Raw genomic sequence first — 16,337 nt, 5'->3', positions numbered from 1 at the left:
CAAAAGAGCAGGGCGTAGTGGAGTCGTCTTTGGCTTTTTGACATTTGTCCTGCCTCCTCTCCTTCAAAGAGCAGCTTCTTCATGGGGCGGTAGCTGATGAGCAGAAAGGCGGTGTTTAAGAGCAGGCAGAACAGCATTTTCCAAAAAGCCACCGGCATCCCCAGACTTCTTTGAAAGGGGATCAGGAAAGGATTTCCCATCAGCACCATGTCCGTGTCCAAATGGACGTTTCGGTAGTATAGGCTTAATAGGAGTATGCCCAGAGCAAAGAAGAGGGGAAAGAGAAAGCCCAGACTCTCCTCTCTTTTCCAACGAAGCTTCTCCTGTAGCAGTTCTATACAATAAAAGGTGAAGAGGGCGAAAACGCCCGTGCCCAGAATCAGAAGGGGGGAGGACAGGTCTTTGATGAGGCTAAAGCTTAGGACGATGCCTAGTAGAGAGGTGTGGGACAGGGCATCTATGGACATACTGCAATTTCGATAATAGACATAGGGACTGAGCATGCCCGTAGCTATAGCGCAAAGAAGAAAGACCAGACAGATTTCCGGCATGGCACTCCTTTCTTATCTAGGAAGAAACTTTTCAGTAGTTTTAGAAAGAAACTTTTCAGTGGTTTCAGGACAATGTTTTATGGCGTGAAGTTTGGATGCCGGCATGGAGCTCTTTCAGGAAAAGCAGTACCGTAAGGCTTCCTCCCATCAGTACGATGATGCCGGCTCCGGTGGAAAAGCCTTTTTGGCTTAGGCTTAGGCCTGTTCCCAATAGGGAATAGAATAGGGATAGCAGTCCCGCCAGCAGGAAAATGACGTTTCGCCTTCCGGAGAGTTCTCTGGCAAAAAGCATTGGCAGAACCAAAAAGGATGCCATCAGAAGCACCCCCAGCATCTTGATGCCCAGGGCAAGGAGGGGAATCAGAAGAAACCGAAGCAGGATATGCATTTTCCTCTCCTCCACCCCCAGAAATTCTCCATATTCCGGATCAAAGCAATACAGACAAAATGCCCTTCTAAATAAGAAGAAAAGACTTAGGCTAAACAAGCTCCAGAAGAGAATCAGAACAAAGTCTTCCTTTTGCAGGAAGGCTGCGGAGCCGAAAAGAAAGCTTTTCAGGCCGGATTGGGAGGCTTTGGCAAAGTGGGTATTTCCCGTGATTACAGTTTTTAAAACCATTCCCAGTCCGAACATTCCGCTTAGGCTTAGCGCCAGAGCGCTTTCTCCCCGCATTCCCTGCTCTTCCTTCGTGAGGCTTTGGATAATGCGGAGAGTACAAAAGGCTGTAAATGCAGCGCCCAGGGCAAGAATCTTAGGGGACTTGGTGGCAAAGAGCATATAGGCCAGAATCACTCCGGGATAGGTGCCGTGTCCCAGAGCATCTCCCAGCAGGCTTTGCTTTTTATAGAGAAGAATGCCTCCGATGAGGGCAGCGCTGAGGGCCAGCACCCCCAGGGGGAGGGCGATTACAAAGAAATCATAGGATAAAAAGAACATAGGCTTTCGCTTTCTATGGAGAAGCCTGCTGTATCGGGAAATCCCATTTATAGAACAAGCCTCTTATGGAGAAATAGCAATTTTCTTATGCAGACATGGTTTAGTATGAAAAAATGGCTTCTACGTTTTCAGGGCTCAATACCTCTTCAGCTCTTCCGAAGCCGTAGCTTCCCGCCTTAATCCACAGGATATTATCAAAGTTCTCCTGCAAACGGCTCAGATCGTGGTGGATGCAGAGGATGGTCTTTCCCATTTTCTTGAATTCCTTCAGCTTTTCCGTGATGCTTCGTTCGCTTTTTTGGTCAATGGCGGCGAAGGGTTCATCTAACAGGAAGAGTTTGGCTTCTTCTGCCAGAGCTCTCGCCAGGAAAACCTTCTGCTTCTGCCCTCCGGAAAGTTGGCTAATCTGCCGTTTTCGTAGCTCTGTTAAGCCCATTTCCTCCAGTGCCTTGTCTCTTTTCTCCCGATCCTCGTTTCTAATAGGAAGAAACCAGCCTCGTTTTTTGTAGGACGCCATCTCTACCACCTCTTCCACAGTGATGGGAAAGTCCCAATTCACCTTGGCGCTTTGGGGAATATAGGAAAGGTAATTTTTCGCCTTCTTCCCCTCTTCTCCGAAAATGCGGACGGTTCCGGCATTTTTCGGAAGAAGCCCCAGCACCGCCTTCATCCAAGTGCTTTTTCCGGCGCCGTTGGGTCCGATAATGGCGGTCATGCTTCCTTCCGGAATCTCTACGGAAAGTCGGGACAGCACTTCCTTTTCCCCGTAGGAGACGGAAAGCCCCTGACAGGAAATGGCGGAGGGCATCACAGACGTGTTCGTAAGCATGGCTTCACTACCGGCTTGTGCGTGGGAGAATTGCGCCAAGGAAAAGTTCTCTGCATCCATCCTCTTCTCCTTCTATTTCAGGTGGTCTACAATCAGGTCTACGTTGTAGCGCACCATGGTGAGGTATGTGTCTCCCGCCTCTCCTCGGAGTCCCAGGGAGTCGCTAAAGAGTCCGCCCTCTCCTTCCTTTTCTCCTTCCACCACCTCTACGGAAAAGCCCTTTTCCTTGCAGGATTCCTGGAGCTTCTTCATGCGCTGGGGATCGGTAGTAGATTCCGTGAAAATGGCCTTAATCTTGTGGTCTACGATAAATTGCGCGGTTTCCGCCATGTCATAGGCAGACACTTCGCCATCGGTACTGACGCCCTGGGGCGCTTTTACTTCGATACCGTAGGCTCTGGAAAAATACTGGAAGGCATCGTGGGGGGTAAGCAATACTCGACTTTCCTTGGGAATTTCCTCAAGTCTTTTCTTGGTATATGCTTTCAGCTCTTCCAGCTCCTTCTGATAGGCTTCTTTCCGTTCTTCGATAGCTTTCTTTTCTTCAGGTAGTTTTTCTTCCAAAGTAGCCGCCATGGTGGAGACTGCCTGTGCATACAGGTCTTGGTCAAACCAAAAATGGGGATCCGGCACATCTTCTCCTTGGAAGGCCTGAATGATCTTATCCTCCGGGAAATCCTTGGAAACCATGACGCCCCCCTGTGCCTTCAGGGCATCCTGCATTTTCCCCTCAAAATGTAAGCCGTGGTAGAAAAGCAGTTCTGCGTCCTGCATCTTCTTTAAGTCCTCGGGCTTCGCCTCATAGGTGTGGGGATCCTCTCCTCTTGGGATAATGCAGCTGATTTCTACGCTGTCTCCTCCCAGCACCTCCGCCATATCTTCTAAGAAGCTGGTGGTGACGCAGAGCTTGAGCTTATCCTTTGCGCCGGTGGAGCTTGCGTCTTTGGATTTTTCGTCTGTCGAGTTTGCATCAGGAGACTTTGCTTCCGGGGAGTTTGCGTCTGTAGAATAATCTTCCGCTTTATTGGCGGATTGGTTTTTGGATGGACTTCCGGATTGGCTTTCCATGGCTGCACCACAACCTGCGGAGAGAGCGGTCACCAGAACCAAGCCTAGGAGTCGTTGGAATATGAGCTTTCCGTAGGAGACTTTCTTGTTCATTGTTGTTTTTCCTTTCCTTTGATTTTTCGTTTTCGTATTGCTGTTTCTTGATGGTTTCTTGATGGTTTCTTCTTCATGACTACTTCTCGAATGCTAAAATCAGTACCATTTATCAAGTTCTATATTTTTCTTACACCATTTGAGAAGCTTTATTCTTTTTGTAAGGTTATCCTTACAAGTGATTCTATTACTTTGTATACAAGATTGCAAGAACTTCTTTTTCACTTTTGCTCCTTTTTCTTATTTTTCCAAAAAATAGGCAAAAAATCAGAAAGAAGAAAAGACTGGAAATGAAAAATACGCTACAATGGGGATTGATAGAAGTTAAAAGAAGAAAAATACATTTTCCGTAAAAGAAATACCGAAGTTCAAAGGAGGAATGGGCAATGGCTATAGAAATAAAGGACAGAAAAGAGGAAATGGCGAGGGAAGAATTGACTCTCCTGGTTCGGCGTTACCCGGTGCTTTCCGGAATCGAAGAGAATATCTGGCAGGCTTTTACCATGATGCGGGATAGCTATGCTAAGGGGGGCAAGCTTTTGTTATGCGGTAACGGCGGCAGCTCCGCAGATACGGATCATATCGTAGGCGAGCTGATGAAGGCCTTTTGCAGTAAGCGCCCTTTGGCGCCTGAACTTCTGTCCAATGTAAAAAAGCTCTTCGGAGAAGAGGAAGCCTCTTACTTCGAAAAGCATTTGGAGCAGGGACTGCCTGCCATTTCCTTTAGTAGTCAAACCGCCCTGCATACTGCCTTTAGCAATGACCAGGACGAAACGCTGTTTTATGCCCAGTGTCTCCTTGGTTACGGAAAGCCGGAGGATCTGCTCTTTTGTATCAGCACCTCCGGAAATGCCAAAAATGTTTCCTATGCCTTAAAGCTTGCCAAGGCTATGGGCATCCCCAGCATTTTGCTGACAGGAAAGGACGGGGGAAAGGGCAGAGCGATTGCAGACCTTTCTTTGATTGCGCCGTCTAATGAGACGTATCAGATTCAGGAGCTGCATCTGCCGATTTATCATAGTCTTTGCCTGATGCTGGAGAAGTATTTCTTTGCAGTGTAAAAGGGACTGTATTCATTGATGGGAGACGCTTAGATGCAGTATAAGCATGGAATCGGCACAAAAAAGAAATAGCATAATGCTAATATATTTTTCGATTATTTAGGTTACAATATAGAGTGGAGGATTTGACAATGAAAAACCTGTTTGAACGCACCAGTTCCACTTGGGTGCGGTATAGTGAATATGAATGGAAGAAAGCGGAGGACGGTATTTTGTACCTGACTCCCACAGAAATGGCACAGCCAAGCATTTATGACCCGCTGACCGAGTATCAGTAGATCGTTTTGGACGCTATCAATATCGGGCGCATGGGAATGAGTAAGACTGGTAAGCCGATGGCAATCAATATGAGTTTTCAACGAGAATATGCGGAACGCTACGATTGGATGGTGATACATAATGGCTGAGAACAAGAATACAAAATTACAAATTCGGAACAGTACCGTGGATTTTCTTGTATTTACAAAAGATGCTCATGAGGATGGCATTGAAGTCCGTGTGCAGAATCACGATGTATGGTTGACACAAAAAGCAATCGGTCAGCTTTTCGATGTAGATAGAAGCGTTATCACGAAACATTTGAAAAACATTTATGAAAGCGGCGAATTGTCCGAGGATTCAACTTGTGCAAATTTTGCACAAGTTGCGGATAACGGAAAAACTTATCAATACAAGTTCTATTCTCTATCAGCCATAATTGCTGTTGGATACCGAGTTAACTCTGACAGAGCCACTCAGTTCAGGCTATGGGCAACAAAAGTGTTGTATACCTTTACAAAGCAAGGATATGTTTTGGATAAAAGCAGATTGATTAACGGTCAAATCTTCGATGAGGATTATTTTGACCACTTAATTTCTGAAATACAAGAGATTCGAGCCAGTGAGCGCCGTTTCTATCAAAAAATTACAGACATCTATGCTACTGCCGTTGATTATTCCCTTGATAGCAAAATTACGAAAGATTTCTTTGCGACAGTACAAAATAAGATGCACTATGCCGTTCACGGAAATACCGCAGCAGAGGTCATTGTAGCAAGGGCAGATCACACAAAAGAACATATGGGATTGACCTCATGGCGTAATGCACCCGATGGAAAAATTGTCAAAGCAGATGTATCGATTGCAAAAAATTACTTATCTAAAGGTGAAATACAGGAACTTAACGAGATTGTCACGATGTATCTGGACTACGCTACAAGGCAAGCCAGACGGCATATCCCCATGACAATGGCAGATTGGGCTTCCAAACTGGATGCGTTCCTGCAATTCAACGATGCGGAAGTCTTGCAAAACAAGGGTAAAGTCACAGCCGCAATCGCCAAAGCCTTTGCAGAGAGCGAATTTGAGCAATATCGGATCATTCAAGACCGATTGTATCAAAGCGATTTTGACCGGCTTGTAGCCAGTACCGAAGCAAAAAACAACTGACGAGAGAGAAAGAATGCCCGCTATCAGCCATTATAAGCCGATAACGGGTATTTTCCATTAAGCATATACAAGTTCGGTTAAGATAATTTCTTCCGCGCGGTTGCAAATGGAATTGATACGGCGCATCCATTCCATTTGGTCAGCCACTTTGAGCGCTTCGGTTACGCCCTCTTGCTTTGCCATAGCGGACACTGCCTGGGTGTAAAGGTCTTGATTGAACCAAAAGTGGGGATCCTCCCCTCATGGAATGATACAGCTGATTTCCACGCTGTCTCCTCCCAGTACCTCCGCCATATCTTCTAAGAAACTGGTGGTCACCCAAAGCTTGAGTTTGGAGTTTGCATCAGTGGAGTTTGCATCTGCCGATTTATCATACTTTGTGTTTGATGTTGGAGAAGTATTTCTTTTAGTGTAAGGAGGGAGAAAGGGGCTATAAATCTATAGCCTCTTCCTCCAGTAAAAACTGTTCAACTCCCAAATATAGAATTCCGTCTTCATCATACTTCGGAAGAATATAGTCTTTTACAATAACGATTTTTTTAAAGAAATCTCCGGACTGCTTTAAGGAGGCTGTTTCCTGTGCTCTTTTCTCCGGGCTGTCTACATGTAAGGCTGACTGAATATAATATTTATTGCTTCCTCGATTCACTATAAAATCAATTTCCAGATTTTTCCGTGCTCTTTTGCCCTCTTCATTTTTATAGTTTTGCTCCACTACGCCCACGTCCACATTTAAGCCACGCATACGGAGTTCGTTGTAAATGACATTTTCCATAATGTGCGTCATTTCGTTTTGTCTAAAATTCAGTCTGGCATTTCTGAGGCCGGTGTCGGAAAAATAATATTTGTAGGGTGAAGAAATGTATTTTTTTCCTTTCACATCAAATCTTCTGGCTTTTTCCATCAAAAAGGCATCAATAAAATAATCCAAATAAGTGCTGATGGTTAGCTGAGAGATTTTGATATTTTTTTCCGATTGAAAGGTATTTTCCAGCTTTCTCGGATTGGTAAGGGAGCCAATGGAAGAGGAAACAATATCCAGTAAATCTTCCAGGATAAAGGCTTCTTTGCCAATACGGTTCCTCTCCATCACATCTTTAATATAGGTATTCTGAAAGAGATTTTTCAGATATTCGCTTTTTTCTTCCGGCGTTTTCCTGCTAAGGACGGTAGGCATCCCTCCATATAGACAATATTCTTCGAAAGCCAGTCTGGGATTTCCCTCATAGCAGGAGGAAAACTCTGCAAAGGAAAAGGGATATACTCGAATTTCATCCCCTCTGTCCCGAAACTGAGTCAGAACATCAGAGGACAGCATCTTTGAATTGCTGCCAGTAATGTAAATATCCGCATTGGGGAGCTTTATAAGACCCAAAACCAGATCCACAAAGCTAATCTTGTTTTCACTATTTTTCAGATATGGATTTTCTACTTCCTCCATAAATTGAATCTCATCAATAAAGACATAATAGTTTTGCTCTTGCTTCATGCGCTCTCGAAGATAGGAATCCAGCGTGAGAGGATTTCTATACTGCATATTACGAAGCTCATCCAAAGCTATGGTAATGATTTGCTCCTCTTTGATCCCAATGCTAAACAAATATTTTTTATACAGCGTAAACAGAAGGTATGACTTTCCGCATCGCCGAATACCGGTGATGATTTTTACCCTTCCATTGTCCTTTTTATCGATTAAACGCTTTAAATATCTCGGTCTTTGCACTTCCATAAGCTTCTCCATTTTATATTTTCGTGTAAATACACAGTTTTGTAAAATATTTCTCTATTATAAATGCAAAAAATGGGAAGAACAAGACTAGGATAAACTCTCTTTCAGACCTATATTGCCTAAAATCTCTTCATTGCTTTATTTTTTTTACTCCTTTGTTCTAAAAATTTCTTCACTTCAGCTGCATCCCGAAGATGTGTAATACGTAAAGAAGAGTCCTTTTTTCTTGTCAAAGACTCCTGGTATGATTCTTCTATAGCATTAGCAAATTTTTCGACCTGCTCTTTACCTGATACCACAAAATTTTTTGTTATACTTCCAGTCGCCATAGGTTCTCCTTAATCTCAGTTATGCAGTTATCTTATTCTTAACAAAAGATTTTTCCCTTCACTCTCACAATATGCTTATTTACATTCTATGTAAAAAGTGTAATATTTCCAAGAAAAAAAACTATAAAAGATTTTTTCTTCTTATCTTCATTTTATAAAAATGTGTATTTACATAGTTTTGTAAAATGAATCGTCTATATGCCAAAAAAATTTAACTTTCTGGCGGAACTATGAATCAATCGAGGCTAATAAGCGACATCAAAATGTCGGTTTGAATGTCGGTTTGAATGTCGGTTTGAAAAAAAAAACGAGAGAGTATCGCAAACTTGCGATACTCTCTCGTAATAAAAGAAGCTGTACATATAAAAATTATGTTGTATCAATATAAATCCTAAAGAAGGGTAATCTGAACCTGCTGCATTCTTGCTACAATTCTCTTTTATAGTACCATTATGCATATTGTATTGTTTTTATTTGCTGTAGTTCGAGATCAAGCTTTCTTTTCTGCATTCGAATATCGATGTCATTCTGCATATTGATGAAATATTCATCCGATACACCAAATAACTTCGCCAGTCGGAGGAATGTATCAATCGTGATTTTTCTTCTATTATGCAGAATATCTTGAATTCTGGAAACAGGAACATGAATTGCTTGTGCAATGCTATATGCGCTTAGCTCCATCGGCTCCATAAATTCTTCTCGAAGGATTTCACCAATGCTGGGTGGCTCAATATAATTTAATTCCATAACTTCTCCTTTTTAGTGGTAAAGCAAAATCTGTCAGCCCGAGAGCTGGCAGATTTTGTTGGATGGATATTTGATTTTTACAGTCCCTCTCTCTCTACAATCCATCTTGCGGCTTCTTCTAAATTTTCAAAATAAGGAGGACAGGGCTTTCCCTCCTCTTCTATCTTTCTTTTCTCTTCTGCGCCGTAACCCGTAGCCAAAAGAATAGGCTGTACGCCGAAGCTTTCTCCCGCCTCGCAGTCCAAGGCTTTATCCCCAATCATATAGGAGCGGGATAGCCAGGTTTTTCTTTCTGCTGCTTGCTTGTGCTCCTGCTCCAACGCTTCCCGTTCTTCCCGGCTTAAGCGGTAGGGGCTTTGAATGGGTGACTCTGCTTCATTTCCCTGCAATAAATCCCACTCCGCCTGATAAAGCATTCCGGGGTTTGGCTTTCGGCAATCACATTCCCTTTGGTACTCCCCTATCCCCTTCGGATGGTGGGGGCAGTAATAGATGCCTTTTAGAAAAATGTCTCTCTTTTTAAGCTCATCCCGAAGATAGCTATGGAGTACCTCCGCATCCTTTTCTCCGTAATAGCCTCTTCCGATTCCGGCCTGGTTCGTGACTACCACCAGCTGAAAGCCGGCTTTTGACAGGATAGACAGGCCCTCTAAAACATGGGGGAGAAAACGAAAATCCTCTACCTTATGTAGGTAAGACACTTCCTCATTGATGGTGCCGTCCCGATCCAGGAAAACGGTTTTTTGCAATGCTTTATCTTCCATGTTTTCCTTGCTCCACGTCCGAAATAAACTGTCGGTAATCTTCAGGAATGCCGATATCCATAAAATAGCCATGGAAGGGAAGGCCAAAGATCCGCTTTCCTTCGGAAAGCCATTTGGGGATACAGTCCTGCTCTAAGCTCTGCTTTCCTTCGGGGATTTCCGCAATGAGGCTCTTCTTCATCACATAGATTCCTCCGTTGATTTCCCCGGCTAAGGACTTCTGCCCACCATCTCCAAACTTCTCATTCCATGCCAAAATCCGACCTGCTGCATCTCTTCGCACTGCGCCGTAGCGGGAAATATCCTCTACGGCTCTGGTGGCCAGGCTGAAATCCCCGTCATTTTCCTGATGAAAACGGTAAAGTCCTTGATAATCCATGGGAAAATAGGTGTCCGCATTCAGCACCAGTACCTCTTCCTCCAAAATCTTCGGCAGGGCGTTTCGGATGGCGCCCCCGGTGCCCAGAGGCTCTTTCTCATAGGAATAGGCAATTTTTAGGCCAAAGCCGGAGCCGTCCTGAAAATACTCTTCAATCATCTCCCCCATATAGCCCAGGGCGAAAATCACCTCCGTAATGCCCTTGTCCCGGAGCATTTCCAGAAGATACTGTAAAAAGGGCTTTCCGCAAATATCCGCCATGGGCTTGGGGCGGTCCGCCACCACGGAACGAAGTCTGGTACCCATTCCTCCACATAATAAGATTGCCTGCATTTTCCCTCCTTACAAACCACCTTGCCACCGGCACAGGATTCTATCGAGTTTTAAAACTCTCTGCACCGGTAGCTTGATTTTCACTACTGTTCTTCTTGCACTTGTGCCGGAAAATCCCTTTTCGGCACTGAAATTACTTTTCTTTCCTTCACTTACTTTAACTCCAGCACTTCTCCGTCTTTTCCGAGACCGAAGTCCTCTCGAATGCCTTCAAATACCGCCTCTGTGGAGAATGCCTTTTCCACAAACTCCAAGGACTTCTGTCCCATTTCCCGAAGCTTTGGAATGTTTTGGTAGAGAAGGGCGCCGGTTTTCGCAAATTCTCTTTCTTCTCCCTCGATAGCCACCACTTCCTCAATACCCGGGATGCCTTCCGCACCGCAGGGAGTGGTCAGGATGGCTGCTCCTTCATGGAGGGCTTCCACAACTTTTCCCTTCACGCCTGCTCCGTAGCGCAGGGGCACAATCACCATTCGGCTTTCCTGATAAAGGCTATGAAGCTTTTCATCACTGACAAAGCCCAGTACCTCTATGCCCTCCTGCTGTCCCAGGGCCAGAACCTTCTCTGTAGGCTTACTGCCCACGATGCGGAAGGAAATGTTCGGAAGCTGTCTTCTCATTAAGGGGAAGATTTCCTTGGCAAACCAAAGCACGCCGTCCTCATTGGGCGGGTGGGCAAAGCCTCCCACAAAGAGCATTCCTTCCCGGCCCTCCGTCATTTTCTCCACCTGCACGGAGTCGGAGAACACATAGGCGGTGATGGCCTTTACCGGAATACTGTCGTCAATCTTATGGATTTCCTCCACCTCTAAGTTGGAGGGGTAATAGCTGATGTCCGCCTTTTGCAAGACGGAAAGCTCCATGCTCTTAAAGTAGGCGATTTCCTCTAAAAGCTCCGGTCTTGGCTTTAGGGCATACTCCCTTTGCAGACGGAGAAAATGCAGGTCATGACCGTAGAAAATAATCTTCCAGTCCGTATTTTCCTTGATATAGTCAATGTACTTGGAGGCAATGTGGGGGCGGTTCAGATAAGCAATCTGTATCATCTGCTTATTGTCTTCCATCCACTTCCAAATGCCCCCCTGCATCTTACTGCCGTAGAGGACTTCGATGCCCATTTGCTCCAAAGCTTCCGTGTAGGTCTCTTCCTTTAGGAAATTGTCCCCTAAGAACTTTATCTGCACGCCCTTTTCCGCCAGCATTTTCAGGTACTGGTAGGTGGTTTTGGAGCCTGCGTCCTTGTCAAAGGTGGGTACATAGTGATCCACGAAGAGCACATAGCGTTTGCCCATGCCCCGTTCTCTGGCCTGGAAGGGGTTGGGACTTCCGATATTGACGCACTGCTTCTTCAGCTCTTCCTTCCATTTTTCCTTGAATTTTTCCTGATTGACCTTCTGATAACGCTTAAGGCCTGTGCCTTCCACATCCGTTCCGTTGGAAATGCCTTCATAGTGGATGACCTTGGACTTTGGCTGGTACAATACCTTTTTCCCCATTTTCCGAACAGAAAAGGCCAGGTCGGAATCCTCGCAGTAGGCGGGGGCAAAGAGCTCGTCAAATCCCCCAAGCTCCTTCCAAATACTTGTTCGCACCAAAATGGCGGCACCGGAAATGTAGTCCACTTCCTTCACATAGTTGTACTCCGGATCCTCCGGGTCTTGCAATCTGCCGTAGTTCCAGCCGGAAGCATCGGACCAGATAATTCCGCCCGCCTCCTGCAATCTTCCGTCCGGGTATACCAGCTTGGAGCCTACGATTCCCGCATCCGGTCGTCTTTCCATCAGCTCCACCAAGGAGGACAGCCAGCCCTCCGTCACTTCCGTATCATTGTTCAGGAAGAAAATGTATTCTCCCTTGGCTAAAGCGGCTGCCTGGTTACAGTTTTTCAAAAAGCCCATATTTTCCTTGTTCCGGGCAATCACCAGATTTTCCGAAAAAAGCCGTAAATCTCTAGTAGCATCCGTGGACACATCATCCGCAATAATTACCTCGTATGGTGTTTCCGTAGAACTTGTGAAACGGAGAATGGACTGTAAACAGCGGTAGGTGTAGTGAATCTGGTTATAACAGGGAATCACGATACTGACCTTAGGCTTGTCCACCTTGGGAAGGCAAACCTTTCCCCCATCAAAATAGGCCTGTCCGATTTTTAAATGTCCGGAAATCCGATTTCTTCCCTCTGCCGTAAAATATAGAGGCAGGGTTTTAAAGGGGTGGAGCAAACTCCGTCCCATGTAGTGAAGAATCAGTCTTCTCTTACTGTCCTTTGGAAAACGGCGGTTAAAGGAGGCGGAAAGTCGTCTTCTGATTTTCGATGGCAGACTTTGGTGCCGTTCAAAGTAATTTCGCTCCTCCTGTAACTGGGCAATGTCCCGCTCATGGGCACGAATCACATTTTCCAAATTGCCCACATGAACGTTGGTTAAGCGGTTTACCTCCCGCTCTTTCTTTACAGAAATCTCTTTTTCCTTCAGCTCTTCCTGCAAATATTGAATCTGCTCTCTCCGAAGGGCAATTTCTTCCTTCTGCTTTTGGAAATTCTCCGGGCTCATGCGACTTTGCTGGTAAGCCCAAACATTTTCCTCCTGTCCCTCTCCATGAACCTCTTCCTGGAAAATGGCCTCTTTTCGCTCGCAGGAAAGAAGCTCCGGCTTGTTGATGGAAAACAAACGGAAGAAGCTTTCTTCGTCCTTGTATTTTAACTTGTCCTTATATTCTTCGTACCAGTAATGGAGGATGCGGTACAGGAGGAAAAGTCGTTCTTCGCCCTCTTCCTTCACCCACTCGCAGTCAATGAGCACCGCCTGCTCTCCGTCCATGATGACATTTTCAAAAAGTAAATCCAGGTTGGCAGGCTTTATGAAGCTTTCCTCTCCCAAAAGAAGCTGCAGGGCTTCCTGGATTTCCTTTACCGGAGCCTTCCCTTGGGAAATCAGCTCTCCCAGAATTTCTCCGATGCTCTTTCCCTTTACAAAGGGATACAAAATGCTGGAAGGGGACTGGGAACCGGCATAGGCCCGCCAAAAGCCTTCCTCCTCCAAAACCTGAATCTTCCGCTGAGCAAAGCTTTCGCTAAGGAGCTTCCGCTTCTTCGGTAAAGCATCAATGTGGGCATTGGCCTCCGCCCCTATGCCTTCCTTTAAGACCTTTCGCTTGCCCTCTTTATCCCGAAGAATCTCGGTTTTCAAGGCATACTCCGGCTTTCGGCTGGAATTGTACTTGATATACTCCACTTCCTCGCTATGAACGTCCTTCATAGAAAGGATAGCCGTAGCATCTCCCCGGAAACGGTAGAGGAAGCTTGGGGCAAATTGGGGGAAAACCCCTTTCTTTCCCAGTGCCACATAGCCGTAGCTCTCCTCTCCCTCCTTGGGAAGTCTTTTTTCTGTATAAAAGTGAATGGGATACTCTAAGGAAGGCATAGGAAAATAAAGACTTGCCCGAGCTTTCGGGTAGTCCTTTTTCAATCCCTCTTCCAGCATTTTCAAAGCATCATAGCTTTGGTAAGCCGGCTCTTTCTCGTAGTAGCCGGTGGAAATGCGCTCCAGAGCATTCTCATTTTCCATCCCCAAAATCACTTCGCCCCCGGGAAGCAGCCACTTCTCCAAAAAGGTACGAAGCATCTCCTCCAAGGAGCCTTGGAAGAGCATCAGATGTCGCTTCGTCAAAAGGGGGATAATGATATAGTCAAAGCGGTCTTCTTCCAAACGAAGACTGATGCTTTTCACTCTTTTTCGTAGAAGCTTTTCAAAAAGCTCCTGGCTGTCCTTTTCTGCCAGAAGCAGGACCTTGCTGTCCTTCTCCAGCCCCCCTTCTCCGGGGAAAAACGAAATCCATTCGATTAAGTTGGATTGCAGCTTCGAAAAACTCATGCCTCATGCCTTTCCAGAGTCACTTCCGACTCCATATCGTAAATTCCTACGGTGTTTTTATTGGATAAAACGGTAATACTGGTAATGTCGTATTTTCTGTCATAAACCGTGTGCTCCCCCTCTTCAAAGCCGGTGCAGGAGATGGAGAGAAGGTACTCTCCCCCTTGCAGGTTCATCCGCTGGGTAAAGGTGCAGTAGTACTCATCTCCCTTTTTTACCGCCGGGATTTCCTTGCCTTCAAAAAGGGTATTGGTGCCGCTTAAGTCCATGCCCCGCTTGTCCTTAATGGTGAAGGTGAAAATGGGGGCAGTGATATTGTCATGGAAGACAATCCGTTCTTTGATGGAAAACTCCTCGCCCTTTAACAGCACATTGCCGGGGCGCCCGTCCTTATCCAGTACGCCGAAGTCCAGAATCTCCGCCTTGCCGTTTCCGTACTGTTGGCTGGAAGGGTTTAAGGTCAAATGGTCTTTCATAAAGCCTGTAGGTTTTGGGGAAGATTGGCCGGCTTTGGAGGATGTGGATTCGGCATGCTCTCCGGCTTCGCCGGCATTTCCCGTGGAAATTCTGCCGGAATCGCTACCGGAATCGCCACGCTTGTTATCGGTATTCTCGCCTGTTTCGGTGGAACCGGCTGTGCCTTTTGTCCCGTCAGCTCCGGCTTTACCGGTTTTGTCACTAGCTCCACCGCTTTCGATATTTCCGGCTTTGGCTGTTCCGCCACGCCGGTCATCCACGTTTCCAAGGAAGTTTTGTTCCTCCATAAACTGCTCGGCATGGGGATCTTTTCCCGCCAAAATCTTCTTGTACTTGTCCACCATTTGCCCGGGAAGGCCTTCCCCAACCTTTTCTCCCTTGTGGAAAAGCACCACCCTGTCGCAGTACTTCATTACCGAGCCTAAGTCATGGGTTACCATCAAAATGGTGGTCCCCTTCCGCTTTAATTCATCCATGCGGTGATAGCATTTGGCCTGAAAGAACACATCTCCCACGGACAATGCCTCGTCCACAATCAAAACCTCCGGATCAATGGAAATATACAGGGCGAAGGCCAGACGGACAAACATACCGCTGGAATAAGACTTTACCGGCTGGTAAACGAAGTCTCCGATATCCGCAAACTCCAAAATGGCAGGGAGCTTCTCATCCATCTCTGCCTTACTAAAGCCCATCATGGTGCCGTTCATATAGATATTTTCAATGCCGGTATAGTCCTGGTTAAAGCCGGCGCCCAGCTCCAAAAGAGCGCAGATACTTCCCCGGCTTTCCACCTTTCCCGTGGTGGCACTGAGTACCCCGGTAATAATCTTCAGCATGGTGGACTTGCCGGAGCCGTTGGTGCCGATAATCCCCACTGCCTCTCCTCTTCCCACGGAAAAGGAAATATCTCTCAGGGCATAGAAATCCTTATGGTAAGATTTTTTCCGAAGGCTAATGCTTTCCAGTAGCCGGTCTATGGGCTTATCGTATAAACGATAGACCTTGCTTACCTGATCCACCGAAATGATTTTCTCTGCTTCTTCCATAGTCCCCCTTAAAATCTATTGCTTTATGTTTCTGGTTTTGCTTTGTTCTGATTTTGCTCTAATGTTTCTAATTTCACTTTGTTCTGATTTTTGTTCTGATTATTCAGCTTATTCTAACTCTGTTGTTTCACTCTGTTGTTTCACTCTGTTTTTCGGCCCGGTCTGTCCCTCGCCGTTCTTTCCGCTTCGCTCTTCCTTAGCGCATTGGAAAATCCTCCTGCCCATCCTTAGAAAGGCAGTACTCTGAACGAAAAGTATAACATAAAATCAGAATCTTTTCTCTATAAACCACATTTACATCACTGTTAAATCTGTCAAGGAATTATTAGCAATTCTTGTCATTTCATTGGCCAAATCGCTTTGTAAAGCAGGCAAATTATTTGTAATATATCTTTGATACCCCCAAGGGATACTAAAAATCTTATCAAAATTTCCACTGCTTTGTAATATTCGTAAATCGTCCACAAGCTGTGGACGATTTAATGGGGAATACATTTCATAAAATTTTTTCAAGCATTTGTATATACTCTTTATCACTTATGATAGTTAAATCTTTTTTGTTCAATATCATCACTCCTATCTCTATAAATTTTCTATAGTTTTTTGCATTTTTCTTTAATTTGACGAAATGTTTCTATATCTTCTTCCAATTCATCTTGAATCAAATCCAAATAGGAATACCCTAGCT

General features: G+C 45.4%; 14 protein-coding genes and 1 pseudogene. 3 read left to right on the top strand and 12 right to left on the bottom strand.

The window, feature by feature from the left end:
* The 4 genes from ACO4PX_RS03200 to ACO4PX_RS03185 all read right to left on the bottom strand — a co-directional run.
* Positions 1 to 551 (bottom strand): metal ABC transporter permease (locus tag ACO4PX_RS03200; RefSeq protein ID WP_485571402.1); only part of this gene is annotated, 551 nt, incomplete at its 3' end.
* Positions 552 to 615: 64 nt separating this feature from the next.
* On the bottom strand, positions 616 to 1,488 hold the full coding sequence (locus tag ACO4PX_RS03195; protein WP_485571401.1) for a metal ABC transporter permease: 873 nt from the start codon (positions 1,486 to 1,488) through the stop codon (positions 616 to 618).
* 100 nt (positions 1,489 to 1,588) lie between these two features.
* Positions 1,589 to 2,377, bottom strand: coding sequence for a metal ABC transporter ATP-binding protein (locus ACO4PX_RS03190; protein WP_485571399.1), 789 nt, complete (start codon positions 2,375 to 2,377; stop codon positions 1,589 to 1,591).
* Positions 2,378 to 2,389: 12 nt separating this feature from the next.
* Positions 2,390 to 3,478, bottom strand: a complete 1,089-nt coding sequence (locus tag ACO4PX_RS03185) for a metal ABC transporter solute-binding protein, Zn/Mn family (protein WP_485571397.1) — start codon at positions 3,476 to 3,478, stop codon at positions 2,390 to 2,392.
* A gap of 386 nt (positions 3,479 to 3,864) precedes the next feature.
* Here ACO4PX_RS03185 and ACO4PX_RS03180 point away from each other — a divergent pair, with 386 nt between their 5' ends.
* The 3 genes from ACO4PX_RS03180 (at position 3,865) to ACO4PX_RS03170 (ending at position 5,967) form a co-directional block, all read left to right on the top strand.
* Entirely contained in the window at positions 3,865 to 4,539 is a 675-nt protein-coding gene (locus tag ACO4PX_RS03180; protein ID WP_485571395.1) for a D-sedoheptulose-7-phosphate isomerase, read from the top strand.
* Between the two features lie 131 nt (positions 4,540 to 4,670).
* Positions 4,671 to 4,817, top strand: a complete 147-nt coding sequence (locus ACO4PX_RS03175) for a hypothetical protein (RefSeq protein ID WP_485571393.1) — start codon at positions 4,671 to 4,673, stop codon at positions 4,815 to 4,817.
* Positions 4,818 to 4,938: 121 nt separating this feature from the next.
* On the top strand, positions 4,939 to 5,967 hold the full coding sequence (locus ACO4PX_RS03170; RefSeq protein ID WP_485571392.1) for a virulence RhuM family protein: 1,029 nt from the start codon (positions 4,939 to 4,941) through the stop codon (positions 5,965 to 5,967).
* A 57-nt stretch (positions 5,968 to 6,024) separates the two neighbouring features.
* Here ACO4PX_RS03170 and ACO4PX_RS03165 read toward each other — a convergent pair.
* The 8 genes and pseudogenes from ACO4PX_RS03165 to ACO4PX_RS03130 form a co-directional block, all read right to left on the bottom strand.
* A pseudogene (locus ACO4PX_RS03165) lies at positions 6,025 to 6,168 on the bottom strand (TnpV protein); the annotation flags it as partial.
* A gap of 229 nt (positions 6,169 to 6,397) precedes the next feature.
* On the bottom strand, positions 6,398 to 7,696 hold the full coding sequence (locus ACO4PX_RS03160; protein WP_485571390.1) for an ATP-binding protein: 1,299 nt from the start codon (positions 7,694 to 7,696) through the stop codon (positions 6,398 to 6,400).
* Positions 7,697 to 7,815: 119 nt separating this feature from the next.
* Positions 7,816 to 8,025 (bottom strand): hypothetical protein, encoded by a 210-nt coding sequence (locus ACO4PX_RS03155; RefSeq protein WP_485571389.1) that lies wholly within the window; start codon positions 8,023 to 8,025, stop codon positions 7,816 to 7,818.
* A 450-nt stretch (positions 8,026 to 8,475) separates the two neighbouring features.
* Complete coding sequence (locus ACO4PX_RS03150) at positions 8,476 to 8,775, bottom strand: HigA family addiction module antitoxin (protein WP_485571388.1); 300 nt, start codon at positions 8,773 to 8,775, stop codon at positions 8,476 to 8,478.
* Between the two features lie 77 nt (positions 8,776 to 8,852).
* Positions 8,853 to 9,539, bottom strand: a complete 687-nt coding sequence (locus ACO4PX_RS03145; RefSeq protein WP_485571386.1) for a D-glycero-alpha-D-manno-heptose-1,7-bisphosphate 7-phosphatase — start codon at positions 9,537 to 9,539, stop codon at positions 8,853 to 8,855.
* Positions 9,529 to 10,251 (bottom strand): nucleotidyltransferase family protein, encoded by a 723-nt coding sequence (locus tag ACO4PX_RS03140; protein ID WP_485571384.1) that lies wholly within the window; start codon positions 10,249 to 10,251, stop codon positions 9,529 to 9,531. The genes ACO4PX_RS03145 and ACO4PX_RS03140 overlap by 11 nt, the downstream gene beginning before the upstream one ends.
* 152 nt (positions 10,252 to 10,403) lie before the next feature.
* A complete protein-coding gene (locus ACO4PX_RS03135; RefSeq protein WP_485571382.1) occupies positions 10,404 to 14,123 on the bottom strand; it encodes a glycosyltransferase in 3,720 nt (1,239 codons plus the stop codon).
* Complete coding sequence (locus ACO4PX_RS03130) at positions 14,120 to 15,649, bottom strand: ABC transporter ATP-binding protein (protein ID WP_485571380.1); 1,530 nt, start codon at positions 15,647 to 15,649, stop codon at positions 14,120 to 14,122. The genes ACO4PX_RS03135 and ACO4PX_RS03130 overlap by 4 nt, the downstream gene beginning before the upstream one ends.
* Positions 15,650 to 16,337: the final 688 nt, after the last annotated feature.

It is taken from the genome of Oribacterium sp., assembly GCF_057249185.1.
The sequence above is the reverse complement of the archived record's forward strand: the minus strand, read 5'-3'. Positions and strand labels throughout refer to the sequence as shown.

Coding starts and splice junctions, on each gene's coding strand:
- ACO4PX_RS03135 (WP_485571382.1), bottom strand. CDS start 14,123: ATGAGTTTTTCGAAGCTGCAATCCAACTTAATCGAATGGATTTCGTTT.
- ACO4PX_RS03180 (WP_485571395.1), top strand. CDS start 3,865: ATGGCTATAGAAATAAAGGACAGAAAAGAGGAAATGGCGAGGGAAGAA.
- ACO4PX_RS03130 (WP_485571380.1), bottom strand. CDS start 15,649: ATGGAAGAAGCAGAGAAAATCATTTCGGTGGATCAGGTAAGCAAGGTC.
- ACO4PX_RS03140 (WP_485571384.1), bottom strand. CDS start 10,251: ATGCAGGCAATCTTATTATGTGGAGGAATGGGTACCAGACTTCGTTCC.
- ACO4PX_RS03170 (WP_485571392.1), top strand. CDS start 4,939: ATGGCTGAGAACAAGAATACAAAATTACAAATTCGGAACAGTACCGTG.
- ACO4PX_RS03185 (WP_485571397.1), bottom strand. CDS start 3,478: ATGAACAAGAAAGTCTCCTACGGAAAGCTCATATTCCAACGACTCCTA.
- ACO4PX_RS03175 (WP_485571393.1), top strand. CDS start 4,671: ATGAAAAACCTGTTTGAACGCACCAGTTCCACTTGGGTGCGGTATAGT.
- ACO4PX_RS03150 (WP_485571388.1), bottom strand. CDS start 8,775: ATGGAATTAAATTATATTGAGCCACCCAGCATTGGTGAAATCCTTCGA.
- ACO4PX_RS03160 (WP_485571390.1), bottom strand. CDS start 7,696: ATGGAAGTGCAAAGACCGAGATATTTAAAGCGTTTAATCGATAAAAAG.
- ACO4PX_RS03155 (WP_485571389.1), bottom strand. CDS start 8,025: ATGGCGACTGGAAGTATAACAAAAAATTTTGTGGTATCAGGTAAAGAG.
- ACO4PX_RS03195 (WP_485571401.1), bottom strand. CDS start 1,488: ATGTTCTTTTTATCCTATGATTTCTTTGTAATCGCCCTCCCCCTGGGG.
- ACO4PX_RS03145 (WP_485571386.1), bottom strand. CDS start 9,539: ATGGAAGATAAAGCATTGCAAAAAACCGTTTTCCTGGATCGGGACGGC.
- ACO4PX_RS03190 (WP_485571399.1), bottom strand. CDS start 2,377: ATGGATGCAGAGAACTTTTCCTTGGCGCAATTCTCCCACGCACAAGCC.